Origin of the sequence: Nonomuraea glycinis (genome assembly GCF_014646515.1) — a bacterium.
GTDB lineage: Bacteria > Actinomycetota > Actinomycetes > Streptosporangiales > Streptosporangiaceae > Nonomuraea > Nonomuraea glycinis.
The window spans coordinates 164,856-186,128 of sequence record NZ_BMNK01000009.1; the positions used below are offsets into that span (position 1 = coordinate 164,856).

A 21,273-nucleotide genomic window follows, 5' to 3' on the forward strand; every position below is an offset into this window, starting at 1 on the left:
GCGGGCCGCGGCAGGGACGGGCGAACCAACCGATGCCGTCGATATGGGCCTTGATCAGGCACGAATACCGTTCAGCCCGGTTGCGACCGACCGGCGCGCCCCTCAGGCGGCCCCTGAGGCCGCGGACGCGTGCCCTACTCCCGAAACGCCACAGCGTGCCCGTGGAGCGCGTCAGCCCTCGCTGAGCGCCTGCAAGCAGGGTCGCAGCAGTCGGGCGATGTCTTCGGGCGGCACATCGCGCAGTTCGTCGAGCTCCAGTAGCTGATGTCCCACGGCCACGCCGAGCATGATCATGGTCATCAGCGCAGCCCGCAGCCGGGCCCGCTCGCCGGGCAGCGACCGCCCGACCCGCTCGATCTGCCTGCCCAGCACGCCGCGCGCCGACGCGGCCGCCTCGGGGTGGGTCAGCATGGAGCGCATCATCGCCAGCGACGCCGGCGGCAGCTCCCCCAGCTTCACGTCGAGCGAGCCCAGAAGCTCCTCGATCAACTCCTCGGGACCCGCCTCGCCCGCAGGCGGCTCGGCCACCCGCACGGCCGCGTCGAACAGGCGCTGCTTGCTGCCGTAGTACTGCATGACCAGGGCCGGATCCACCTCGGCGGCCTGCGCCACGGCACGGATGGTGGTGCGCTCGAAACCCCGCTGGGCGAACAGCTCGCGCGCGGTGTCGAGAATCCGCCGCTCGGTCCGCTGCCGCCGCTCGGCCCGCGAAAGCTCACTCACACGCCGACTCTACATCCGTTGACCGAGCTCACTATTTCGCTCTACGCTCGTTGAGTCAACGACTGTTGAGCGAAATGAGACCCTCATGTCAGAGATCGTCACCGCCTACCACGACGCGATGTCGCGCAAGTCGCCCGACGCCCTGGCGGACCTTTACGCCGAGGACGGCCTGCACGAGTTCCCCTTCGGCGGCCTGCCGCCCTATCAGGGACGGGAGCGGATCCGCGACGGCTACCGGGCGTCGTGGGGCACCAGTCCCGCCGAGGTCCAGGAGATCCGCAACGTGCTGATCCACCGCTCCACCGACCCAGAAGTGCTGATCGTGGAGCAGGAGACGGTCGTCAAGGTGGGCGACCGCTCGATCACCGTGCCCGGCCTGCTGATCCTCCGGATCCGCGGCGGCCTGATCGTCCACACCAGGGATTACATGGACGCCACCGCCATCGCCGGCGTCCGCGCCGCCGCCTGACCTCTCCGGCCGTACACACCTTCATCCCTGTACGAGATCCGCGTAGACCCCCATCCCGTACGGATCGGGGCCGGGCATGCGAAAGGGGCGGCACACCCGGCACCTGGGTGTGACCGCCCCTTTGCGATGAAGCGATGAAGCGATGAAGCTGAAGCGTTGAGCCGCCTCGTGACGCGTTCTGAGCGAACGAGTTACTTGACGGTGACGCTGGCGCCGGCGCCCTCGAGGGCAGCCTTGGCCTTCTCCGCCTGCTCCTTGTTGACCTTGCCGTCGAAGACGGACTTGGGAGCGCCGTCCACCAGGTCCTTGGCCTCCTTGAGGCCGAGGGAGGTGAGGGCGCGGATCTCCTTGATGACCTGGATCTTCTTGTCGCCGGCACCCTCGAGGATGACCTCGAACTCGTCCTGCTCCTCGACGGCGGCGGCCTCACCGGCGCCACCGGCGGGGGCTGCGGCGACCGCGACGGGGGCGGCGGCCTTGACGTCGAAGACCTCTTCGAACTGCTTAACGAACTCGGAAAGCTCGAGGAGGGTCATCTCCTTGAACGCGTCGAGCAGCTCGTCGGTGCTGAGCTTCGCCATGATGGTTTCCTCCGTATGGGACTGTGAAAATTTAGGAACGGGACCGCGGGTGTTGCGGCAATCCCCGTCTTACTCGCCCGACTCTTCGCGCTTGGCGCGAAGAGCGTCGGCCAGCTGAGCCATGTTGGTGGGCAGCGCGGCGAACATCGCAGCAGCAGAGCTCTGCTTCGCCTTGATCGCACCAGCAAGCTTCGCGAGGAGAACCTCACGGGACTCAAGGTCAGCGAGTTTGGTGATCTCGGCGGCGTCCAGCCTCTTACCATCGAGGACGCCTCCCTTGATCACCAGGAGGGGATTGGCCTTGGCGAAGTCACGCAGACCCTTGGCCGCCTCGACAACGTCTCCGTTGACGAAGGTGATCGCGGTCGGACCGGTGAGCAGCTCGTCGATGCCGGGCAGACCGGCCTCGTTCGCTGCGATCTTGGTCAGGGTGTTCTTCGCCACGGCGAACTTCGCATTCTCACCGAGAGAAACGCGCAGCTGCTTGAGCTGAGCGACGGTGAGACCGCGGTACTCGGTCAGAACGGCCGCAGCGCTGCCTTCGAACTCGCTTCTGAGCTCGGCAACCGCTGTCGCCTTATCCGCCCTCGCCATGGGCCTCCTTCCAGATGTGCCACCGGCGAAGGGTCCCTGACATGAGAACAGCCCCGGGCGCAGGGCGCACACGGGGCTCACGCACATGATTCACATCATGCGAGGAAACTCGTATCACACCTGCGCGGGCCGTCCACATGAAGTGGATCCTTCGGTCGCCAGGCTTTGAGGCACCTGACGACGACCGGCGGTCTTCGGCAACGACCACACTACGGGGTGGCCGCCGAGTTTCCAAATCGTTCTCAGTTGGTGGTGCCCTTGGGCAGCTCACCCACCTGGTCGGCGGGCGGGGCCTGGATGCTGACGGGCTCGTTGTAGCCCTTGAACATCAGGGTCGCGTCCATCGAAGCGTCCTTCTCCGAGCCGCTCATCGTGACCTTGCGCGGCAGCTTGTCGGCGCCGACCCAGATGTCGAACTTGACGTTCTTCAGCTCGGCGAGGTTGGTCCGCGCCCGCTCCTGCTTGTCGGCGGGCAGCTGCTTCACCGCCGCGTCCACCGGGAAGGTGCCGGCGTAGTGCGTGGTGTCCTCGCCGCCGACGTTCTCGGTGCCGACCGACTTGACGTCCTGCGAGGCGGTGACCATCTCCGTCACGCCGCCCAGGTCGAACTGCTGGATCTGGCTGAGAAGCTGGTCGATCTGCCCTTGGTCGTCGCCCATCTCCTTCAACGGCACCTTGACCCACGGCTTGGTCGCGCCGAGCATCTTGTTGAGTGCCTCGACCTTGACGTAGACGGTGTCGCCCTGCAGCACGATCCGCGCGCCGCCGGGCAGACCCTGGCCGCCGAAGTCGGCGCTGTCGATGGTGAGGTCCACGGCGAGCTCCGGCTTGCTCTGATAGAGCATGCGGCCCTGAGCCTTACCGGAGCTGCCGTTCGGGTCCTTCACGTTGACGACCGCGTCAACGGTGTAGGAGGTGACGTCAGCCGTCTTCTGCGCGGTCTGCGCCAGCACCTCCGAGGCGGCCAGGTTGACCTGGATGGGCTGCGCGGTCGTTCCGCAACCGGCGACCGTGACCGCGACAAGGGCGGCGCCAGCCGCGGCAGTGGCGAGAGAAATCCTGCGCTTCAGCATGCTTTGAACCCTACGTGCCGGGGATCTTTTCGGAGCGACTTCCCCGTACTTCTCATGGATAACTAAGGGTTATCCCTGACCTCACTCCGTTCACTGATTTCAAGGATTCTCAGTGATTCGCCCCGGTGTGGGCGAAGGTCCCCGTCTGATCCAGGCAACAGATGCCCGGTGCGGGGTTGACGTTTCACGGCCACCTGCCCCGCCAGGCGGGGTCTTACGGTCGGCTCCACGTCCGTTTCGGGTCTCCGGGCCACTCCCGGCGACCGTGTGTTTCACCAGCGAAGCGAGGTTGCGTGCGGCGTTCTCGTCGCGGTCCATCGACAGGCCGCACCCCTCACAGACGTAGGTGCGTATCCGCAAGGGCAGTTTGGTTTTCACTGCCTGGCAGGATGAGCAGGTCTTGGAGGAGGGGAACCAACGGTCGGCTACCAGCAGCCGGCCGCCGTTCCAGCCGGTCTTGTAGGCGAGTTGGCGGCGGATCTCGCCGAAACCGGCGTCGGAGACAGCTTGGGCCAGTCGCCGGTTGCGGATCATCCCGGCCACGTTGAGGTCTTCGACCACGATGGTGCCGTAGGTGCGGGCCAGGCTGGTGGTGAGCTGGTGGATGCCGTCGCGGCGCAGCGCCGCCACCCGATGCTCCGCCCGGTTGCGGGCGGCGTTCGCCCGCAGCCACCGCTTCGAGGGTTGTTGCCGGGTGCGCCGGTCGGGGCCGTGTTTGCGGGAGGCCGCTCGCGACAGGCGGCGTAGTTTACGCGCGGCGGCATTGAGGTGGCGGGGATTGGCGACCGGCGGTCGTCCGTCGGAGAAGACCGCCAGCGTCTTGATGCCGAGGTCCACCCCGATCACCGCATCCGGCCGCGCAGGCGAACCCTGGGCGCGTTCGGCGTGCACAATGAAGCTGACGTGCCAGCGGCCCTCCTGCCACCGCACCGTCGCCGAAGCGATCCGCGCACCTTCGGTAAGCAGGCGGGCGAGTTCGCCGACCGGCTCGTGCGTTTTGATCCGGCCCAGCACCGGCAAGACCACGTGGGTGTGGCCGTCCAACCGGATCGTCCCGGTGGTGAAGCGCACCGACCGGGCCGCGCGGCGTTTGGTCTTGAACCGGGGAAAACCCACCTTCGGGCCCTGACGCTTACCGCTCTTGGAGTCACGCCAGTTCGCCAGGGCGTCGGCCAGGCGGGCCAGCCCGCACGCGTAGGACTCCTTGGAGTTGCCCGCCCACCACGGCGCCACCTCGTCCTTGACCTGATTCCAGCGCTTGCGCAGGCCGTACATCGACCACGACAACGCCGGGGTGAGCCGGTCGTCGGGGATGCCGTAGGAGCGCTCGGCCTCCCGCTGCGCCAGATTCGCCCGCACCTGCGCCAGACCCCAGTTGAACGCCACCCGCACCGCCCCGCAATGCGAAGCCAGCGCGGCGGCCTGACGTGCGGTGGGGTCCAGCGCGAAACGGTAGGCCTGCACGGCACGCACGACGATCCCTCTCCCCCGTATTCGAGAGTGTGTGCGAACGACTCTACCAGCATGACTGCACACTGGGTAAGGCTTCGCACGCGTATCGTGACGATTGAGAGATGGGGCAGGCAGCGCCGGCCAGACACGGCGCCAAGCCGCGGGCCCCTACAGCGCCCCTCTTCTGCCGTCCACCAGCGCACAGACCACCGAGCCGACCCCGATCACCACGCGACAGACCGCGATCACGTTAGAGATAACCAGATGAAGACCGACGAACACTGATACGAACCACAGCAGTTGCCAACCCCCGGACACGACGAACCCTCGGACACGACGGAGCCCCCGCCGCGGTGTGCGGCGAGGGCTCGGTGCGGGCCTGGCGGCCTTATGCCTCCACGTCGGCGGTGAGGCCGCGGGTGGCGTTGGGGTCGACCGGGACGCCGGGGCCCATGGTCGTCGAGAAGGTGACCTTCTTGACGTAGCGGCCCTTGGCGGCCGACGGCTTGAGACGTAGCACCTCGTCGAGGGCGGCGGCGTAGTTCTCGATGAGCTGACGCTCGGGGAACGACGTCTTGCCGATGACGAAGTGCAGGTTGGCCTGCCGGTCGGTGCGGAACTCGATCTTTCCGCCCTTGATCTCGGTCACGGCCTTGGCGACGTCGGGGGTCACCGTGCCGGTCTTGGGGTTGGGCATGAGGCCACGCGGGCCGAGGACGCGGCCCAGCCGGCCGACCTTGCCCATGAGGTCCGGGGTGGCGACCACGGCGTCGAACTCGTTGAGCCGGTTGCCCTTGGCGATCTCGTCGATCAGCTCGTCGGCGCCGACGATGTCGGCGCCCGCCTCGCGGGCCGTCTCGGCACGGTCGCCGGTCGCGAAGACCAGGACCCGGGCGGTCTTACCGGTGCCGTGCGGGAGGTTGACCGTGCCGCGCACGATCTGGTCGGCCTTGCGAGGGTCGACGCCCAGCCGCAACGCCACCTCGACGGTGGAGTCGAACTTGGTGGTGGACGTCTCCTTGGCCAGCTTCGCGGCCTCGGCGGGACTGTAGAGCTTGTCGCGGTCGATCTTGGCTTCCGCGTCCTTGTGCGCCTTGCTGCGCTGCATGTCTGTCTCCTTGTGGTGCGCGGGCCGGAACCGGCCCTCCCACGGTGTCGGGAAAGGTCTTACTCGGCGACGGTGATGCCCATGGACCGGGCGGTGCCGGCGATGATCTTCTCGGCGGCCTCGACCGTGTTGGCGTTGAGGTCCGGCATCTTCGTCTCGGCGATGCTGCGCAGCTGCTCGCGGCTGAGCTTGCCGACCTTGTCCTTGTGCGGGACCGCGCTGCCCTTGTCGAGGCCCAGAGCCTTCTTGATCAGCTCGGGCGCCGGGGGCGTCTTCGTGATGAAGGTGAAGCTGCGGTCTTCGAAAATGGTGATCTCGACGGGGATGATGTTGCCCCGCTGAGCCTCCGTCGCAGCGTTGTACTGCTTGACGAAGTCCATGATGTTGACGCCGTGCGGACCGAGTGCGGTACCGACCGGCGGGGCGGGCGTGGCCTGGCCAGCGGGAAGCTGGACCTTGACCAGAGCCGCGATCTTCTTCTTCGGAGGCATGAGTCCTTCTCCGGGTCCTGATCGTGATGCTGTCCTGACGCGGATGCGCCCGGACATGTCGGAAGGCCGCCCTTCGCGAAAGGCGGCCGGCCGAACGTCTAAGTGTAAGTGATCGTCTTAGATCTTCGAGACCTGGTTGAACGACAGCTCGACCGGGGTCTCCCGTCCGAAGATCGAAACGAGCACCTTGAGCTTCTGCGACTCGGGGCTGATCTCGCTGACCGAGGCCGGCAGGGTGGCGAACGGGCCGTCCATGACGGTGACGGACTCGCCGATCTCGAACTCGACGGTGGGTCCGCTGCTGGTCTTGGCGGCGGCCTTCTTGCTCTCCTCGCTCGGCTCCGGGGCCAGCAGCTTGCCGACCTCGTCGATGCTGAGCGGGCTCGGCTTGTTGGACAGGCCCACGAAGCCGGTCACGCCGGGGGTGTTGCGGACGGCGGCCCAGGACTCGTCGGTCAGCTCCATGCGCACCAGGACATATCCGGGCAGCACGCGCTCCTTGACGGGGACCTTCTTGCCGCTCTTGAACTCCTGGACGGTGTGCGTGGGCACCTCGACCTGGTAGATGAAGTCCTCCATGTTGAGCGAGACGTTCCGGCTCTCGATGTTGGACTTCACCCGGTTCTCGTAACCGGCGTAGGAGTGGATGACGTACCACTCTCCGGGGAGGCCGCGCAGTCCGCGCTTGAACTCCTCGACCGGATCGACTTCCGGCAGGACGTCACCGTCTTCGTCGACGGTGGGAGCGACGTCGGTGGACTCGTCGCCGTCGACCGGAGTCTCGTCGTCGGTCTCGACAACGGCCTCCTCGTCGTGGTCGGCGACGTCCTCGACGGTCTCCTCAGCGGCCTGGAAGGCCTCTTCCGGCTCGCGGGACTCGTCCGCCGGCACTGAAGACTCGGACACGGTGACTCTTCCTCTTTCGTCGTTGAGAATGGCGGCTCCGTCAGGATGCGCCGGCGGCGTCGGGATCAGGCCCCGCCGAAGACGCGCAGGACGACCCAGCCGAAGCCGGCATCCAGCCCATAAACGATCCCGACCATGATCACAACGAATACCAGAACGACCGTGGTGTAGGTGACGAGTTCATTGCGTGTCGGCCAGATGACCTTACGCAGCTCACTGACGATCTGCCGATAGAAGAGGGCGGGAGAAGTGCGCTTCTTCTTCTCACCACTAGGCTTGCCTGCGGTCTCGCCGCGCGTGTCGATCGCCACAGTCCTCACCTGATCTGTCGTATCCAACGCAGTTTTGCGGCGCGCTTACACGCCTAATATTGCGCGGACCGCACTCGCAGGGCACGAGGGACTCGAACCCCCAACCGCCGGTTTTGGAGACCGGTGCGCTACCAATTGCGCCAGTGCCCTATGTCGTCAACCACACTACCCTGATTGACTCACTGCCTGGACCGAACCGCTCACCGACATGCGGCGGCACGACCATGGAAAAGTGTAGGGGTGATTGGCCGCCACGTCGAACCGATACCCGATCGCCCAGGTCACACGCACATGAAAGCATGGAGACATGTCCACCCGTCCCCGTGTCTCCACACGGATCTCCGCGATCTCCGAGTCCGCGACCCTCGCCGTGGACGCCAAGGCGAAGGCGATGAAGGCGGCCGGCCGGCCGGTCATCGGCTTCGGCGCCGGCGAGCCCGACTTCCCGACGCCCGGCTACATCGTCGAGGCGGCCGTCGAAGCGGCGCGCGACCCGCGTTTCCACAAGTACACCCCGGCGGGCGGCCTGCCCGAGCTCAAGAAGGCCATCGCCGCCAAGACACTGCGCGATTCCGGTTATGAGGTCGACGCCTCGCGCGTGCTGGTCACCAACGGCGGCAAGCAGGCCGTCTACGAGACGTTCGCCACGCTGCTCGACCCGGGCGACGAGGTGCTCGTGGTGGCCCCCTACTGGACCACCTACCCCGAGGCGATCAAGCTGGCGGGGGGCGTCCAGGTGGACGTCGTCACCGACGAGAGCACCGGCTACCTGGCGAGCGTCGAGCAGCTGGAGGCCGCGCGCACCGAGCGCACCAAGGTGCTGCTGTTCGTCTCGCCGTCCAACCCGACCGGCGCCGTCTACTCGCGTGAGCAGACCGAGGCGATCGGCCGCTGGGCGGCCGAGCACGAGCTCTGGGTCGTCACCGACGAGATCTACGAGCACCTGACGTACGGCGGCGCGGAGTTCACCAGCATCGCCACCGCCGTCCCCGAGCTCGGCGACCGGGTCGTCATCCTCAACGGCGTGGCCAAGACCTTCGCGATGACGGGCTGGCGGGTCGGCTGGCTGATCGGCCCGGCCGACGTGGTCAAGGCCGCCGCCAACCTGCAGTCCCACGCCACCTCCAACGTCGCGAACGTGTCGCAGATGGCCGCGCTGGCCGCCGTCTCGGGCGACCTGTCGGCGGTGGCCGAGATGCGGGAGGCGTTCGACCGGCGCCGCCAGACGATGGTGCGGATGCTCAACGACATCCCGGGCGTGTTCTGCCCGGAGCCGAAGGGCGCCTTCTACGCCTACCCGGCCGTCAAGGAGCTGATCGGCAAGGAGCTGCGCGGCCGGCGTCCGCAGTCCTCCGCCGAGCTGGCCGAGCTGATCCTGGAGGAGGCGGAGGTGGCGGTCGTTCCCGGGGAGGCGTTCGGCACGCCGGGTTACTTCCGTCTGTCCTACGCCCTGGGCGACGACGACCTGGTCGAAGGCGTCAGCCGCCTGGCCAAGCTGCTGGCCGAGGCGCACTAGTCCGGCACGTCGAGGCGGGCAGCCTGCCCCTGGTCAGACGGCTGCCCGCTCTTCGGCCGAGGCGCCGTACGTGAGATCAGGGGCGCACGCTGGATGAGGGGCCTGTCCGTTGGATGAGGGGCCTGTCCGTTGGATGAGGGGCCTGTCCGTTGGATGAGGGGCTTATCCGGCAGGCGAGGGGCGCCCGTCAGTCGGCTCCGTTAAGCGAGCGGGCGGCCGTTATTCGACGCTTGCGGCGACCTTGGCGATCTGCCCGGCTATGCCCGGGGTTGCGGCGATGTAGACGGCGGTGCCGGGGCGTTCGAGCCACATGAAGTGCCGTACCCCGCCGCGCGTCTGCCAGTGCAGGGCGGGTTTGCCCTGGTGCATGACGAGCCCGGCCCTGGTGACGAGGGAGGCGAACCGCTCGGGTGAGCGCACCCCGCACACCACCCCGACGTACAGCCGCTCGTCGCCCATGTCCCAGATCTGCCCTTTGACCTTGAGGCGTTCGGTGAGCGATCGCACCTGCCGGAACGTCGCCGACTTGGCCGCCCCGTCCGGCATCTCCCTGATCCGGACCGGCACGGTGCCGCAGGCGAAGGACGGGCCCGGCTGGGTGATGGGGGCGTTGCTCGGCCGTACGACGGGGGTCTTCGGCGTGGTGGAGTCGCACGCGGTCAGGCTGAGCACCAGGATCACTGCTGCCAGGCGCCGCATCACTAACACCACTTTCGGGTGGACGTCGGGATCAGGGCCCTCAGTCTCCTACAGCAGGCGAGGGCGAGGCGGCAAGAGCGTACAGGCAGAGGCCGGGCGCGTTGAGTGGCAAAATATGGCGATGGCACGGTCCCTGCACACGCTTCCCAAGGCTCACCTGCACCTGCACTTCACCGGGTCGATGCGGCACGCCACGCTGATCGAGCTCGCCAGGGAGCAGGGCCTGCACCTGCCCGACGCGCTGGAGGAGGACTGGCCGCCCAAGTTGCGGGCGACCGACGAGCGCGGCTGGTTCCGCTTCCAGCGCCTGTACGACATCGCCAGGTCGGTGCTGGGGCGGCCGGAGCATGTCTACCGGCTGCTGCGCGAGACGGCGCGGGACGAGGCGGCGGCGGGCTCGCGGTGGCTGGAGATTCAGGTGGATCCATCCGGTTACGCACACCGGTTCGGCGGGCTGACGGCCACCCTGGAGCTGGTGCTGGACGCGGCGCGGCGGGCCGCGGAGGAGGCGGGGATCGGCATCGCGGTGGTCGTGGCGGCCAACAGGACCAGGCATCCGCTCGACGCGAACACGCTGGCCCGGCTGGCCGCCCAGTACATCGACCAGGGGGTGGTGGGGTTCGGGCTGTCCAACGACGAGCGGCGGGCCCAGGCCCGCGACTTCGAGCGGGCCTTCCGGATCGCCAAACGGGCCGGCCTGCTGGCCGTGCCGCACGGGGGCGAGCTGCTGGGGCCGCGCAGCGTGGCGCAGTGCGTGGACGACCTGGGCGCCGACCGGGTCGGGCACGGGGTGCGCGCGGCGGAGGACCAGCGGCTGATGCAGCGGCTGGCCGACCGGCAGATCTGCTGCGAGGTCTGCCCCACCTCCAACGTGGGGCTCGGGGTGGTGGAGCGGGCTGCCGACGTGCCGCTGCGCAGGCTGTTCGACGCGGGGGTGCCGATCGCGCTCGGGTCGGACGACCCGCTGCTGTTCGGGGCCCGGCTGTTGCGGCAGTACGAGCTGGCGCGGGAGGCGTACGGGTTCAGCGACGCGGAGGTGGCCGAGCTGGCCAGGCAGTCGATCAGGTCGTCGGCCGCGCCCGATTCGGTGCGCAAGGAGCTGATGCACGGCATCGACGCCTGGCTGGCCTCACCCGAGTGAGCGGGCCAGCTCGGCGGCCCGTGCCATCGAGGCGGCGCCCTCCAGCCGGTAGCCGATGGCGCCGCGCTGCCAGATGAGGGTGGGGCCGGCCTGGCGCAGCGGGATCTGGGTGTGGTCCGGCCTGGTGATGTAGCCGACCGGGTGCTCGCCCTGGAGCCACCAGCCGGTGACGCCGTTCACCGCGACGTCCTGCGGGAAGGGCGGGCCGAGGCGTTTGAAGAAGTAGGGGTCCATGCCGCCGTCGAACTGGTCGAGCCGGACACCGCCCGGCCAGAACATCGACACCACCCGGCCGCCGTCGCTCACCGTGGCGCGCCGCGGCGTGCCCAGCGCGGTCAGGGTCCGCACCGGGAAGCGCGCCTGGGCCGCCGCCTGTCCGGGAGGCACGGCGCGCTCGCCGGGCAGCCCGGTGGGAGTGGCCACCGGGGCCGGGGTGCCACTGGTCAGCGTCACCTCGATCCCGGCGAGGCGCAGGATGGTGAGCACGGCCTGCCGGCCCTGGGGGGTGGCGGCGGTCACCGCCAGGATCACGGCCACGACGACCGCGACCACCTTCCACCTGGCCCGCCGCCGCACCGGCCGCGCGCCTTTTGCAGACCGCCCGGACGGGACGTCCGAAGACGCGGCTTCCGTGGGGAGCGGGACGTCCGAGGACACGGCTTCCAGAGGCGGCGCCGCTTCGAGGCGGGCGCGTACGGCTGCGGCCACCTGGTCGGGCGGGGGCGCCGGCACGTCGAGGGATTCGGCCAGGGCGCGCAGCTCGGCCTCAAGGTCATCGGAACTCATCGCGCACCTCCTCCCTCAGCCGGGCCAGGCCGCGGTGGGTCCTGGACTTGACGCTGCCGATCGGGCAGCCGAGCACCTCGGCGGTCTCCGCCTCCGACAGTTGTAAGAAGTACCGGCAGACGACCGCCTCGCGTTCCCGTTCCGGCAGGGTGCGGACCGCCTCCAGCAGCCGGGCGCGCCGGTCGGTGGCCACCGCCGTGCCCTCGGGGTCGTCGCGGGCGGCCGGGTCGGCCGTCGCGCTCAGCCGTACCGAGAGCTGGGATCTGCGGCCGCGCGCCCGGGTCAGGTTGTGCGTCTCGTTGGCCACGATGCGCAGCAGCCACGGCCGGAACGCCGAGTCGCGGCGGAAGGACCGCAGGTTTCTGAAGGCCTTGACGAACGCCTCCTGGACCACATCCTCGGCCTCGTCCCCCGCGCCCAGCATGGCGGCGGTGCGGTGGGCGAGCGCGCTGTAGCGGGCGACCAGCGCCTCGTAGGCGGACAGGTCGCCCTGGAGCGAGCGGCCGATGGCCTCGTCGTCGTCCATGGACGAGTCAGATTCCACCGCATTCCGGAGACGCGCGAAAGGGCGTTTCGTCCATGAGGTGACCTCTCGTTCCTGCCGGGCACTAGACTCGGGCCATTCTCACGAGGCCCTAAGGAACGGGACTATGTCTTCTGGGTATGACCGTGTAGTGCAACCGGCGGCCGGTGACGAGGCCCTGGAGAACCATCTCGGTGGGGACGAGGCCAAGAACTACCGGCAGTACGAGTTCGACATGGTCGCCCCACATGTCGGCCGTTCGATGCTGGAGATCGGCTCGGGCCTCGGCCACTTCGCCGACGAGTTCCTGCCGAGGCTGGACCGGCTGGTCGTGAGCGACTTCGACCCCTACTGCGTGGAGCAGCTCAAGAAGCGGTTCGAGGGTCGCGACGACATCGACGTGCTGCAGTTCGGCCTGCCGACCGAGATCCCGCTGAAGGACAAGGTCGACACGGTCGTGATGATGAACGTCCTGGAGCACATCGAGGACGACGCCGAGGCGCTGCGTTCGCTCGCCAAGGTGACGCTGCCCGGCGGCCGGATCATCATCTGGGTGCCCGGCTACATGCAGCTGTACGGCGACTTCGACCGCAAGGTCGGCCATGTCCAGCGCTACACGCCCAAGACGCTGCGCGCCACGGTCGACAAGGCCGGCCTTGAGGTCGAGGTGCTCAAGCCGATCAACTTCCTGGGCGGCATCGCCTGGTGGGCGGCGGTCCGCCGGGGCGGCGTCGGCTACCCTGACCCGCGCCTGGTCAAGATCTACGACCGCACGGTGGTGCCGGCCACGCGGCTGATCGAGCGGTTCATCCGGCCCCCGTTCGGCCAGACGGTCTTCTGCGTGGCCCGCGTTCCCGCTACTTGATGGATCCGGCCGTGAGGCCGCCGACCACCTTCCGCTCGATGAGGGCGAACAGGATGATCACCGGGATGGTGGCGATCACCGAGCCGGCGAACAGGTTCTGCCAGTCGACCTGATACTGGCCGATGAAGGAGTTGAGTGCCACCGTCAGTGGCTGCTTCTCCGGCGTGGTGGTCAGCGTCAGGGCGACGACGAACTCGTTCCAGGCGGCGATGAACGTGAAGATCAGCGCGGTGATCACGCCAGGCATGGCGAGCGGCAGCGTGATCCTGAACAGCGCGCCGAAGCGGCCGTTGCCGTCGATGAAGGCGGCCTCCTCCAGCTCGCGCGGGATGGAGGCGAAGTAGGCGGTCAGGATCCACACCGCGAACGCCAGGTTGAACCCGCCGTTGACCAGGATCAGCGACCAGATCGAGTCGACGAGCCCGAGCTGCGAGAACTCCCGGTAGATGCCGACCAGCATGGCCGTGGGCTGGAACATCTGGGTGATCAGCACCAGGATCAGGAACATGGTGCGGCCCCGGAAGTTGTGCCGGGCGGCGTAGTAGGCCGCCGGCAGCGCGACCAGCAGCACCAGGACGGTCGAGCCGGCCGCCACCTGGAGGGTGACCATCAGGTTGCCGGCCAGCCCGCTGCTCCAGAAGTCGACCAGATTCGACCACTGCCACTGCGAGGGCAGGATGGTGACGTCGCGCAGGGTCTCCTGGGGACGCAGCGAGGTCAGCACCATCACCACGTACGGGAACAGGAAGATGAAGGCGACCACGTAGGCGGTGGCCGCGACGAGGGTCGTCTTGAGCTTGGGCATGACGCTGGGTCCGCCCGGCGTGGGCCGGGTGTGGACGCGCGGGGGCGCCTGCGGAGCCGTTCCGACTGCCATCACGCCACCGCCCTGTTCCAGCGGGAGATCTTGAGGAAGAGCGCGGTGATCACGAGCACCATTCCGAAGTTGACCACCGACATCGCGGCGGATTCGCCGATGTCGGAGCCCTTGAGGATGAACATGAGGATGGTGGAGGTCGCCGTCGAGTAGCCCGGCTGTCCGTGGGTCATCGCCCAGATGATCGGGAAGCTGTTGAAGACGTTCATCACGTTGATCAGGGCGGCGACGGTGAGCGCGGGCCGGAGCAGCGGCAGGGTGATCGACCAGTACGTACGGATCCAGCTGGCGCCGTCCATCTTGGCGGCCTCGTACACGTCTGTGGGGATTGTCGCCAGTCCGGCCAGCAGTGCGTACGTGGTGAACGGGACGGAGACGAACACGGCCACGAACACCAGCCACGGCATGGCGGTGGAGGCGTCGCCGAGTTGGTCGGCCGAGGCGCCGCCCATCGCGTCGATCAGCCCGAGCTTCAGCCTGATCTGGTTGATCACGCCGACCTCGGGGTCGAGCATCCACTTGAAGACGATCGCCGTCATCAGCACCGAGGCCGCCCACGGCGCGATCAGCGCCCACCGGGCGACCTTGCGGCCGGGGAAGCGCTGGTTGAACAGCTGGGCGAGGGCCAGCGAGATCAGCACGGTGAGCGCGACGACCGCGACCACCCAGATCACGCTGCGGACCATGACGTCCGCGAAGTCCTTCTCGGCGAACAACTTGTCGTAGTTGTCCAGCCCGTTGAAGCCGCGGACGATGCCGACCCGGCTGATCTGCAGGAACGACGACCGGATCATCTCGACGACCGGCCAGAGCACCACGACCGCGATCAGCACGACGGCGGGCCCGACCCAGGCGAGGGGCTCCAGGGCGCGCAACCTTCTCATGAAAAACCTTCCAAGAAGGTACGGCTAGCGCCCCGGCAGGGAGGCGCTAGCCGTACGGACCCCGATGGTCAGCTGGCCTCGGCGGTCTTCTGGAGCTCGCCGAGGACCTTGGCCGGGTCGTCCTTGACGGCGCCGCCGATGATCTGCTTGATCTGCGGGTTCACCTCGGCCCACTTCGGGTCCTGGAAGGGGTAGAAGCTGGCGTTGGGCAGTCCGTCGAGGAACGGCTTGAGCTTCTCGTCACCGGACAGCTTGTCGATGCCGCCCTTGGTGACGGGCAGCAGCTTGTAGGTGTCGCTGATCTTCTGCGCGGCGGTGCCGGTGTAGAAGAAGTCGAAGAACTTCTTGATCTCGGCGGCGTGGCCGTTCTTGTTGAACGCCATGATCCAGTCCATGACGCCGAGGGTGGTGTCGAGCGGGCCCGCCTTGCCGGCGATGGGCGCGACGCCGTAGTCCTTCAGGCCGGCCGCGTCGAAGATCGGGATGGACATCGGTCCACCGTTGACCATGCCGACCTTGCCCGCGCCGAAGTCCTCCCAGACCGTCTTGCGGTCCTTGGTGCCCGGGTTCGGGGTGGTCAGGCCGGCGTCGACGAGGCCCTTGAGGTAGCCGAAGGTCTCGACGTTCTGCGGGGAGTTGATCGCCCACTTGCCGGCGTCGTCCTTGTAGCCGCCGCCGTTGCCGAGCATCCACAGGAACGACTCGGCCTGGGCCTCCTCCTGGCCGAGCGGGAGGCCGAAGGGCTGGCTGACGCCGGCGGCCTTCAGCTTCTCGGCCGCGGCCTTGAGCTCGTCCCAGGTCTTCGGCGGGTCGGTGATCTTCGCCTTGGCGAAGAGCTCCTTGTTGTAGAACAGGGCGCGGGCGGAGGAGACGAACGGGATGCCGTAGCCGGTGCCGTCGACCTTGCCGAACTCGGCGAACTTCTCCAGCATGTCGGCGGAGGTCGCGGGGGACAGCACCTCGTCGACCTTGTACAGGAGCTGGTCGGCGACGAAACCGGAGTAGTCGCCGGTCTGCAGGATGTCGGGCACCTGTCCGTTCTGGACCATGGTGGCGACCTGCGTGTCGATGTCGTTCCAGTTGATGACCTGGACGTCGACCTTGATGTTGGGGTTGGCCGCCTGGAACTCGTCCACGACGCCCTTCCAGAACGTCTCGCCCGAGTTCGGCTTGCCGGGGCCGTCGCCGTAGTCGGCGGCGACCATCTTCAGCGTGACCTGACCGCCGTCGGCGGCCTGGTCGCCGCCCTCGGTGCTGGGCGCGCTGGAGCCGCAACTGGACAGGACCAGCGCGGTTGCCAGGCCGAGAGCGGCGCCGCCCACAAGTCTCATTCTCACCGTAAGTACCGCCTTCTCGTCGGACGGGTCACACTGGTCCGTACCAGTCGCCAGACCCGGCCCAGGGGGATGGGGCCGCGCGAGACATATCTCCACGCGTTGGCGCCAGAGTAAGCCTCTGTTCAGCAGCCGGTCTATACCGGTTGGTCTCGGTTTAACAACACAACCGCAACGCCGGTCTAGACCACTCGTCGCCGTACGTTCTCCCCGCCCTGCGGCGATCCGATCCACGGCCCCTCGATCGACGGGTCGAGCACGCCCTCCTCCAGGAAGGTGTAACGGCCGTCGAGCACATAGCGGGCCAGCCGTACGTCCTGGCTGTCGCTGTTGTCCCAGAGCCGGTCGAACAGCGTGTCCACCCGCCGCCTGGCCTGCCGGCAGAAGGTGTCGGCCAGCTCGTACGGCCTGCGGCCCAGATCGTGGGCGTCCTCCTCGGCCTTCACGCAGACCGCCGTCATCGCGAACAGCTCGGCGCCGATGTCCACGATCCGGCCGAGGAACGACTGCTTGTGCTCCAGCCCGCCCTGCCAGCGCGACATCCCGTAGAAGGTGGCCCGCGCGAGCTTCCTGCTGGTCCGCTCCACGAACCGCAGGTGTGCCGCCAGCGGGCCGAAGGCCGCGTAGGCCGTGGGCAGGTTGCCGGCTCCCGTCACCAGGCCCGGCAGCCAGCGGGCGTAGAAGGCGCCGGCCCGCTTGAGCGCCTGGACGCGTTCCGCACGGGAGGCGTCCGGGTCGATCAGCTCGCCGGCCGCCGACAGGTGCGCGTCCACCGCCTCCCGGGTGATGAGCAGGCGCATGATCTCCGAGGAGCCCTCGAAGATGCGGTTGATCCTGGAGTCGCGCAGCATCTGCTCCGCCGGGACCCCGCGCTCACCGCGCGCGGCCAGCGACTCGGCCGTCTCGAAGCCGCGGCCGCCCCTGATCTGGACGAGCTCGTCGAGCACCTGGTAGGACAGCTCGGAGGCGTACAGCTTGGCCAGCGCGGCCTCGATCCTGATGTCGTTGCGCCGGTCGTCGGCCATCCGCGCGGTCAGCTCGCAGAGCGCCTCCAGGGCGTAGGCGGTGGCCGCGATGAAGGCGATCTTCGTGGCGACGGCCTCGTGCTCGCCGATCTTGCGCCCCCACTGGACGCGGGCGTTGCCCCACTCGCGGGCGATCTTCACGGCCCACTTGGCGCCGCCCGCGCAGGTGGCGGGCAGCGAGAGCCGGCCGGTGTTGAGCGTGGTGAGCGCGATCTTCAGGCCCTGGCCCTCGCGGCCGATCAGGTTCCTGGCCGGCACCCGCACCTGGGAGAACTCCGTCACGCCGTTCTCGATGCCGCGCAGCCCCATGAACGAGTTGCGCCGCCTGACCGTGATGCCGGGCGAGTCCCCCTCGACGACGAAGGCGCTGATCTTCCCGCCCGTCCTGGCCATGACCACCAGCAGGTCGGCGATCACCCCGTTGGTCGTCCACAGCTTGACGCCGTCGATCACGTACTCGTCGCCGTCCCTGACCGCGGTGGTGCTCAGCCGCGCCGGGTCGGAGCCCACGTCGGGCTCGGTGAGCAGGAACGCCGAGATCTCGCCGCGCGCGCACCTCGGCAGGAACTCCCGCTTCTGCTCCTCGGTGCCGAACTGCTTGAGCGGCTGCGGCACCCCGATCGACTGGTGCGCCGACAGCAGCGTGGCCAGCGCCGGGCAGTAGGAGCCGACGAGCATCAGCGCGCGGCAGTAGTACAGGTACGGCAGGCCCAGCCCGCCGTACTCCTGCCCGATCGTGATCCCGAAGGCGCCGAGCCCCGCCAGGCCCTTGACCACCTCGTCGGGCACCTGCGCGGTCCGCTCGATCAGCGCCGGATCGACGTGCCCGTCGAGAAAGCGCCGCAGCGCGATGACGAACTCCTCGCCCCGCTCGGCGGCCTCCTCGGGCACCTCCGGAGCCGGATGCACCAGATCCAGCCGTAGATCGCCGAGGAACAGCTGCTTGCCGAAGCTGGGGCGGGTCCACTCTCGCTCACGGGCCTGCTCGCCGAGCTCCCTTGCCTTGGCGTACTCGCTCATAGCATCCTCCCGCCGACAGTACGCCTGATGAAGATTGCTGTGTACTGCCCGACCGGCGGCGCTTTGCGCCACCTGTGCGCGAATTTAATCGGTTGTGCCGTACGACATCCGCGACCTAGAGTCGGTCACATGCGCCTTTACCAGTGAAGCGCCGCAGGCCGACTCGATCGGCCCGGCCACTCAGCGACACCGCCCAGTCCACGCAGACGCGGCAGCTGAGCTTGCGGACCCGGCCTTCGGCCGCGTCGTGAGTCACGTGAAGGAGCCTTCTCATGCGAGTACGTTCATCCGGCAAGAAGACCAAGCGCAACATCCCTGGCCACCCCGGCCGGGAGTTGCCGCCCATGCCCCGGCAACTGCCGAAGATGCCGCAGCGGCCGATCGCGCCGCCCCGGCGGATTCCGCCCAAGGGCCGATAAGACCACTACCTGGATGGTGGAACCGCGGCGCCCGCCCGCCACGCCATGGGCGAGCCGCGACAGACCGGTGCCCCGGCCCCTCATCAGAGGAGCCGGGGCACCGGCGTTTTGACACCCTTTGGCGACCTTGTGGCAACCTGACGGCCATGAGTTCGCCATCCATCACTGACAGGGGGCTGTGACGTGGCTTCTCCTCCCGACCCCAGCCAAGATCGCCACTACCTGGAGCAGGTCATCGAGCAGACCCGCACGGCCATGCGCGGGCTCCGCCAGGCCAAGCGTCTGATCGGGCAGGTCGAAGGCACGGGTGAAGGCGCTCAGGGAATGATCCGGGCAGCGGCCGACGGGCGCGGCGGGCTCACCGGGATGCGGCTCGATCCACGCGCGCTGCGCCTCGACGTGGCGACGCTCGGCGCCGAGGTCACCCGGGCGATCCAGGCGGCGCAGGACGACGCCGCCCGGCGCACCGCCGAGATCGTGGACGAGGCCGTGGGCGGCGTGGGAGCACTGCCCGAGCCGCTGGACGAGACCTTCGTGCGCGGCCGGGTGGACGCCGCCGCCCGCGACCTCTACTCGGCGGAGCTGTGATGTCCGGGTTCGAGCTGAATCCCCGCGACATCCGCCCGCAGGACGTCGAGCGAGCCGAGGAACAGGCCGAGCGGGTCGAGGCGCTGCTCACCGAGCTCGCCGGGCAGGACGAGCTGCTGGCGGAGATCGTCGGCACGGGCCGCGGCGACGGCGGCCACGTGCACGCGGCCGTGGCCGCCGACGGCCGGGTGCTGAAGGTGGCCATCGAGCCGCGCGCGGTCCGCGAGGGCAGCGAGGCGCTCGCCGACGAGATCGTCCTGACCGTACGGCGCGCCCAGCAGGACGCTCTTCGGCAGGTGGACTCCCTGGTCAGAGAGTCGCTGGCGGAGGCGCTGCCGGGAACGCCCCTCGACCCGGCCGAGCTTCGCGAGCGACTGGGCCGCCTTCTCGATTGACCATCCCTCTTACTCACATGACTCTCTTTGGTCACAACTGACCCGCTATCGTCAGGAAGATGACTACGGGGTTTGAGATGGGCAAGGAGACGCTGCGACAACATGCCTCGCGGATGCGCGGGCACGGAGCGGAGTACGACGCCGCGATCGCACGCCTGCGGGACCGCAGCGGAAAGTGGGGCGACGACGGACTCTTCGCCGCCATCGAGATGGCCTGGGGCGAGGCCCGCGACAGCATGGTGGCGGCCGTGCCCGCCCTGGGCGGCGCGGTCACCGGTGTCGGAGACGGCCTGACCGTGGTCCCCGCCAACGTCGAGGCGGCGGAGCACGCCAGCCGGCTGCCGGAGACCGACCCATGGCCATGATGCTGCCGCCGGAGCTGGACACGACCCTGGAGGCGGCCGGACTCTGGTTCCCCAACATCAACGAGGACGAGATCGATCTCGACGGGGAGGCGGCCCGGATCGTGGAAGCCGGGACGGCACGGGCGAGCACCGGGGCGACCACCGGCGTCCAGGCCGCGCTGTCCGGCTACACCGGCGATTCGGCCACCCAGCTCGCGAGCTACTGGCGGGAGACCGGCACCGACTCCGGCCACCTGGCGCAGGCCGCCACCGCCATGCGGGTGGCGCCGGTGGCGCTGGACGGGCTGGCCACGGTGGTGACGGGCACCAAGGTCGCCGTGGGCACCATCGCGGCGATCGGCACCGTACGGCTGGCCATGGCCCTGCTGAGCGGCGGGCCCTTCGCCGGGCTGTCGGCGACCGCCTCGCTGCTCGCCACCCGGCGCGCGGGGGTGAAGGTCTTCCGGGAAGCCGCGGAGGGCAGCGGCAGGGTGCTGGCGCCCGCGGTCACCAAGCGCATCACCCGCCCTCTGCATGACATTCTGGACAAGTTACGGCCTCCCGGTGGCGGCGGTGGCACTGCCCTGGCGGGCGCGGGGGGTCCGGGGCGGATACCCGTGTCCGGTCTGCGTGACTCCTTCGACCGGTCCCCCGGGATCATGCAGAGTAGGGGCGGCCGTGGCGGCGGACGCGGGCGTACCGAGAGCGAGGCCAACCTCAGCGCCGAGGAGCAGGCGGCGGTGGACGCCAAGGACGCGGGGCAGCCTTACGACCGCAGCGTGTTCAACAGGGCAGCGCAGAAGGAGAAGAAGGCGGAGAAGTTCGCCGGAGACAGGAACGCGCAGAAGCGAGGACGGAAGAAATAGATGGCTGACCGGCTCGAATTCACGACGCGGCACTTCTCGCTGAACAATCCGCGCGGCGAGGAGCAGGGAGATGTGCCCATGCTCCTGCGCAGGCTCGCCAGCACGCTGGAGGAGCTGGGGCGGATTGAGATCCGCGATCTGGTCCTGCACACCGACAGCGACGACGACGGCGATCCCTGGCCGTTCGTGACCGTCTACTACGACCAGGTCCAGCAGGAGGAGCCGCCCGCCGGCAACGGCTACGGCACCCACCTGTGAGGTGAGCGATGCCCCGGCTCCGGCC

Annotated in this window: 26 protein-coding genes and 1 tRNA gene; 10 read left to right on the forward strand and 17 right to left on the reverse strand. The window is 68.7% G+C overall.

Annotated features, from left to right (window positions below; genetic code table 11):
• Positions 1 to 171 precede the first annotated feature (171 nt).
• A complete protein-coding gene (locus IEY87_RS25265) occupies positions 172 to 723 on the reverse strand; it encodes a TetR/AcrR family transcriptional regulator (RefSeq protein ID WP_189141251.1) in 552 nt (183 codons plus the stop codon).
• A gap of 85 nt (positions 724 to 808) precedes the next feature.
• Between IEY87_RS25265 and IEY87_RS25270 the strand changes: the two genes are divergently transcribed.
• Entirely contained in the window at positions 809 to 1,192 is a 384-nt protein-coding gene (locus tag IEY87_RS25270) for a nuclear transport factor 2 family protein (protein ID WP_189141252.1), read from the forward strand.
• A 191-nt stretch (positions 1,193 to 1,383) separates the two neighbouring features.
• Here the strand turns inward: IEY87_RS25270 and rplL are convergent, their stop codons facing one another.
• The 9 genes from rplL to IEY87_RS25315 all read right to left on the reverse strand — a co-directional run bounded on the left by rplL (position 1,384) and on the right by IEY87_RS25315 (position 7,858).
• Positions 1,384 to 1,773 carry a 50S ribosomal protein L7/L12 gene (gene rplL / locus IEY87_RS25275; RefSeq protein ID WP_189141253.1) on the reverse strand — a complete coding sequence of 130 codons (390 nt, stop codon included), beginning with the start codon at positions 1,771 to 1,773 and terminating at the stop codon, positions 1,384 to 1,386.
• A 69-nt stretch (positions 1,774 to 1,842) separates the two neighbouring features.
• The gene (gene rplJ / locus IEY87_RS25280; protein ID WP_189141254.1) at positions 1,843 to 2,367 is read right to left on the reverse strand and encodes a 50S ribosomal protein L10; all 525 of its coding nucleotides are present in this window, start codon (positions 2,365 to 2,367) and stop codon (positions 1,843 to 1,845) included.
• Between the two features lie 242 nt (positions 2,368 to 2,609).
• Complete coding sequence (locus tag IEY87_RS25285) at positions 2,610 to 3,440, reverse strand: SCO4651 family lipoprotein (RefSeq protein WP_225277655.1); 831 nt, start codon at positions 3,438 to 3,440, stop codon at positions 2,610 to 2,612.
• 99 nt (positions 3,441 to 3,539) lie between these two features.
• Positions 3,540 to 4,913, reverse strand: a complete 1,374-nt coding sequence (gene tnpB, locus IEY87_RS25290; RefSeq protein WP_189141255.1) for an IS607 family element RNA-guided endonuclease TnpB — start codon at positions 4,911 to 4,913, stop codon at positions 3,540 to 3,542.
• A 367-nt stretch (positions 4,914 to 5,280) separates the two neighbouring features.
• A complete protein-coding gene (gene rplA, locus IEY87_RS25295) occupies positions 5,281 to 6,000 on the reverse strand; it encodes a 50S ribosomal protein L1 (protein WP_189141256.1) in 720 nt (239 codons plus the stop codon).
• Between the two features lie 59 nt (positions 6,001 to 6,059).
• Positions 6,060 to 6,491, reverse strand: coding sequence for a 50S ribosomal protein L11 (rplK, locus tag IEY87_RS25300; protein ID WP_189141257.1), 432 nt, complete (start codon positions 6,489 to 6,491; stop codon positions 6,060 to 6,062).
• 117 nt (positions 6,492 to 6,608) lie between these two features.
• Positions 6,609 to 7,397 (reverse strand): transcription termination/antitermination protein NusG, encoded by a 789-nt coding sequence (nusG, locus tag IEY87_RS25305; RefSeq protein WP_189141258.1) that lies wholly within the window; start codon positions 7,395 to 7,397, stop codon positions 6,609 to 6,611.
• Between the two features lie 65 nt (positions 7,398 to 7,462).
• Positions 7,463 to 7,708, reverse strand: coding sequence for a preprotein translocase subunit SecE (secE, locus tag IEY87_RS25310; RefSeq protein ID WP_189141259.1), 246 nt, complete (start codon positions 7,706 to 7,708; stop codon positions 7,463 to 7,465).
• A gap of 77 nt (positions 7,709 to 7,785) precedes the next feature.
• Positions 7,786 to 7,858: transfer RNA gene (locus IEY87_RS25315), tRNA-Trp, on the reverse strand.
• A gap of 157 nt (positions 7,859 to 8,015) precedes the next feature.
• Between IEY87_RS25315 and IEY87_RS25320 the strand changes: the two genes are divergently transcribed.
• Positions 8,016 to 9,224 carry a pyridoxal phosphate-dependent aminotransferase gene (locus tag IEY87_RS25320; RefSeq protein WP_189141260.1) on the forward strand — a complete coding sequence of 403 codons (1,209 nt, stop codon included), beginning with the start codon at positions 8,016 to 8,018 and terminating at the stop codon, positions 9,222 to 9,224.
• A gap of 219 nt (positions 9,225 to 9,443) precedes the next feature.
• Here IEY87_RS25320 and IEY87_RS25325 read toward each other — a convergent pair whose 3' ends face one another.
• A complete protein-coding gene (locus IEY87_RS25325; RefSeq protein ID WP_189141261.1) occupies positions 9,444 to 9,923 on the reverse strand; it encodes a hypothetical protein in 480 nt (159 codons plus the stop codon).
• Positions 9,924 to 10,044: 121 nt separating this feature from the next.
• On the opposite strand from IEY87_RS25325, the gene IEY87_RS25330 reads away from it, so the two are divergent.
• Positions 10,045 to 11,064 carry an adenosine deaminase gene (locus tag IEY87_RS25330; RefSeq protein ID WP_189141262.1) on the forward strand — a complete coding sequence of 340 codons (1,020 nt, stop codon included), beginning with the start codon at positions 10,045 to 10,047 and terminating at the stop codon, positions 11,062 to 11,064.
• On the opposite strand, the gene IEY87_RS25335 is transcribed toward IEY87_RS25330, so the two are convergent.
• Together IEY87_RS25335 and IEY87_RS25340 are read right to left on the reverse strand one after the other, a co-directional pair.
• Positions 11,053 to 11,850 (reverse strand): hypothetical protein, encoded by a 798-nt coding sequence (locus IEY87_RS25335; protein ID WP_189141263.1) that lies wholly within the window; start codon positions 11,848 to 11,850, stop codon positions 11,053 to 11,055. The two genes, IEY87_RS25330 and IEY87_RS25335, sit on opposite strands and share 12 nt — an antisense overlap.
• Entirely contained in the window at positions 11,837 to 12,376 is a 540-nt protein-coding gene (locus tag IEY87_RS25340) for an RNA polymerase sigma factor (RefSeq protein WP_189141264.1), read from the reverse strand. The genes IEY87_RS25335 and IEY87_RS25340 overlap by 14 nt, the downstream gene beginning before the upstream one ends.
• 124 nt (positions 12,377 to 12,500) lie before the next feature.
• Between IEY87_RS25340 and IEY87_RS25345 the strand changes: the two genes are divergently transcribed.
• Positions 12,501 to 13,238, forward strand: a complete 738-nt coding sequence (locus IEY87_RS25345; RefSeq protein ID WP_189141265.1) for a class I SAM-dependent methyltransferase — start codon at positions 12,501 to 12,503, stop codon at positions 13,236 to 13,238.
• Here IEY87_RS25345 and IEY87_RS25350 read toward each other — a convergent pair.
• The 4 genes from IEY87_RS25350 to IEY87_RS25365 form a co-directional block, all read right to left on the reverse strand.
• On the reverse strand, positions 13,231 to 14,115 hold the full coding sequence (locus tag IEY87_RS25350; RefSeq protein WP_189141266.1) for a carbohydrate ABC transporter permease: 885 nt from the start codon (positions 14,113 to 14,115) through the stop codon (positions 13,231 to 13,233). The two genes, IEY87_RS25345 and IEY87_RS25350, sit on opposite strands and share 8 nt — an antisense overlap.
• Entirely contained in the window at positions 14,115 to 14,999 is an 885-nt protein-coding gene (locus IEY87_RS25355; RefSeq protein WP_189141267.1) for a carbohydrate ABC transporter permease, read from the reverse strand. The genes IEY87_RS25350 and IEY87_RS25355 overlap by 1 nt, the downstream gene beginning before the upstream one ends.
• A 68-nt stretch (positions 15,000 to 15,067) precedes the next feature.
• On the reverse strand, positions 15,068 to 16,330 hold the full coding sequence (locus tag IEY87_RS25360) for an extracellular solute-binding protein (RefSeq protein WP_189141448.1): 1,263 nt from the start codon (positions 16,328 to 16,330) through the stop codon (positions 15,068 to 15,070).
• 185 nt (positions 16,331 to 16,515) lie between these two features.
• On the reverse strand, positions 16,516 to 18,378 hold the full coding sequence (locus IEY87_RS25365) for an acyl-CoA dehydrogenase family protein (RefSeq protein WP_189141268.1): 1,863 nt from the start codon (positions 18,376 to 18,378) through the stop codon (positions 16,516 to 16,518).
• 272 nt (positions 18,379 to 18,650) lie between these two features.
• Here IEY87_RS25365 and IEY87_RS25370 point away from each other — a divergent pair, with 272 nt between their 5' ends.
• The 6 genes from IEY87_RS25370 to IEY87_RS25395 all read left to right on the forward strand — a co-directional run bounded on the left by IEY87_RS25370 (position 18,651) and on the right by IEY87_RS25395 (position 21,248).
• Entirely contained in the window at positions 18,651 to 18,797 is a 147-nt protein-coding gene (locus IEY87_RS25370; protein WP_189141269.1) for a hypothetical protein, read from the forward strand.
• A gap of 183 nt (positions 18,798 to 18,980) precedes the next feature.
• A complete protein-coding gene (locus IEY87_RS25375) occupies positions 18,981 to 19,385 on the forward strand; it encodes a YbaB/EbfC family nucleoid-associated protein (protein ID WP_189141270.1) in 405 nt (134 codons plus the stop codon).
• Entirely contained in the window at positions 19,385 to 19,780 is a 396-nt protein-coding gene (locus tag IEY87_RS25380; protein WP_189141271.1) for a YbaB/EbfC family nucleoid-associated protein, read from the forward strand. The genes IEY87_RS25375 and IEY87_RS25380 overlap by 1 nt, the downstream gene beginning before the upstream one ends.
• 59 nt (positions 19,781 to 19,839) lie before the next feature.
• Entirely contained in the window at positions 19,840 to 20,145 is a 306-nt protein-coding gene (locus IEY87_RS25385) for a hypothetical protein (RefSeq protein ID WP_189141272.1), read from the forward strand.
• On the forward strand, positions 20,136 to 20,990 hold the full coding sequence (locus tag IEY87_RS25390; RefSeq protein WP_189141273.1) for a hypothetical protein: 855 nt from the start codon (positions 20,136 to 20,138) through the stop codon (positions 20,988 to 20,990). The genes IEY87_RS25385 and IEY87_RS25390 overlap by 10 nt, the downstream gene beginning before the upstream one ends.
• Positions 20,991 to 21,248: a hypothetical protein gene (locus IEY87_RS25395; RefSeq protein WP_189141274.1), complete on the forward strand. Its 258-nt coding sequence runs from the start codon at positions 20,991 to 20,993 to the stop codon at positions 21,246 to 21,248.
• The last annotated feature ends 25 nt before the right edge of the window (positions 21,249 to 21,273 follow it).

What these genes read in the sequence shown, in the direction of transcription:
- IEY87_RS25270 (WP_189141252.1), top strand. Translation starts at nt 809, where the DNA reads ATGTCAGAGATCGTCACCGCCTACCACGACGCGATGTCGCGCAAGTCG.
- rplL (WP_189141253.1), bottom strand. Translation starts at nt 1,773, where the DNA reads ATGGCGAAGCTCAGCACCGACGAGCTGCTCGACGCGTTCAAGGAGATG.
- rplJ (WP_189141254.1), bottom strand. Translation starts at nt 2,367, where the DNA reads ATGGCGAGGGCGGATAAGGCGACAGCGGTTGCCGAGCTCAGAAGCGAG.
- IEY87_RS25285 (WP_225277655.1), bottom strand. Translation starts at nt 3,440, where the DNA reads ATGCTGAAGCGCAGGATTTCTCTCGCCACTGCCGCGGCTGGCGCCGCC.
- rplA (WP_189141256.1), bottom strand. Translation starts at nt 6,000, where the DNA reads ATGCAGCGCAGCAAGGCGCACAAGGACGCGGAAGCCAAGATCGACCGC.
- rplK (WP_189141257.1), bottom strand. Translation starts at nt 6,491, where the DNA reads ATGCCTCCGAAGAAGAAGATCGCGGCTCTGGTCAAGGTCCAGCTTCCC.
- IEY87_RS25320 (WP_189141260.1), top strand. Translation starts at nt 8,016, where the DNA reads ATGTCCACCCGTCCCCGTGTCTCCACACGGATCTCCGCGATCTCCGAG.
- IEY87_RS25325 (WP_189141261.1), bottom strand. Translation starts at nt 9,923, where the DNA reads ATGCGGCGCCTGGCAGCAGTGATCCTGGTGCTCAGCCTGACCGCGTGC.
- IEY87_RS25330 (WP_189141262.1), top strand. Translation starts at nt 10,045, where the DNA reads ATGGCACGGTCCCTGCACACGCTTCCCAAGGCTCACCTGCACCTGCAC.
- IEY87_RS25335 (WP_189141263.1), bottom strand. Translation starts at nt 11,850, where the DNA reads ATGAGTTCCGATGACCTTGAGGCCGAGCTGCGCGCCCTGGCCGAATCC.
- IEY87_RS25340 (WP_189141264.1), bottom strand. Translation starts at nt 12,376, where the DNA reads ATGGACGACGACGAGGCCATCGGCCGCTCGCTCCAGGGCGACCTGTCC.
- IEY87_RS25345 (WP_189141265.1), top strand. Translation starts at nt 12,501, where the DNA reads ATGTCTTCTGGGTATGACCGTGTAGTGCAACCGGCGGCCGGTGACGAG.
- IEY87_RS25350 (WP_189141266.1), bottom strand. Translation starts at nt 14,115, where the DNA reads ATGGCAGTCGGAACGGCTCCGCAGGCGCCCCCGCGCGTCCACACCCGG.
- IEY87_RS25355 (WP_189141267.1), bottom strand. Translation starts at nt 14,999, where the DNA reads ATGAGAAGGTTGCGCGCCCTGGAGCCCCTCGCCTGGGTCGGGCCCGCC.
- IEY87_RS25360 (WP_189141448.1), bottom strand. Translation starts at nt 16,330, where the DNA reads ATGAGACTTGTGGGCGGCGCCGCTCTCGGCCTGGCAACCGCGCTGGTC.
- IEY87_RS25365 (WP_189141268.1), bottom strand. Translation starts at nt 18,378, where the DNA reads ATGAGCGAGTACGCCAAGGCAAGGGAGCTCGGCGAGCAGGCCCGTGAG.
- IEY87_RS25370 (WP_189141269.1), top strand. Translation starts at nt 18,651, where the DNA reads ATGCGAGTACGTTCATCCGGCAAGAAGACCAAGCGCAACATCCCTGGC.
- IEY87_RS25380 (WP_189141271.1), top strand. Translation starts at nt 19,385, where the DNA reads ATGTCCGGGTTCGAGCTGAATCCCCGCGACATCCGCCCGCAGGACGTC.
- IEY87_RS25385 (WP_189141272.1), top strand. Translation starts at nt 19,840, where the DNA reads ATGACTACGGGGTTTGAGATGGGCAAGGAGACGCTGCGACAACATGCC.
- IEY87_RS25390 (WP_189141273.1), top strand. Translation starts at nt 20,136, where the DNA reads ATGGCCATGATGCTGCCGCCGGAGCTGGACACGACCCTGGAGGCGGCC.
- IEY87_RS25395 (WP_189141274.1), top strand. Translation starts at nt 20,991, where the DNA reads ATGGCTGACCGGCTCGAATTCACGACGCGGCACTTCTCGCTGAACAAT.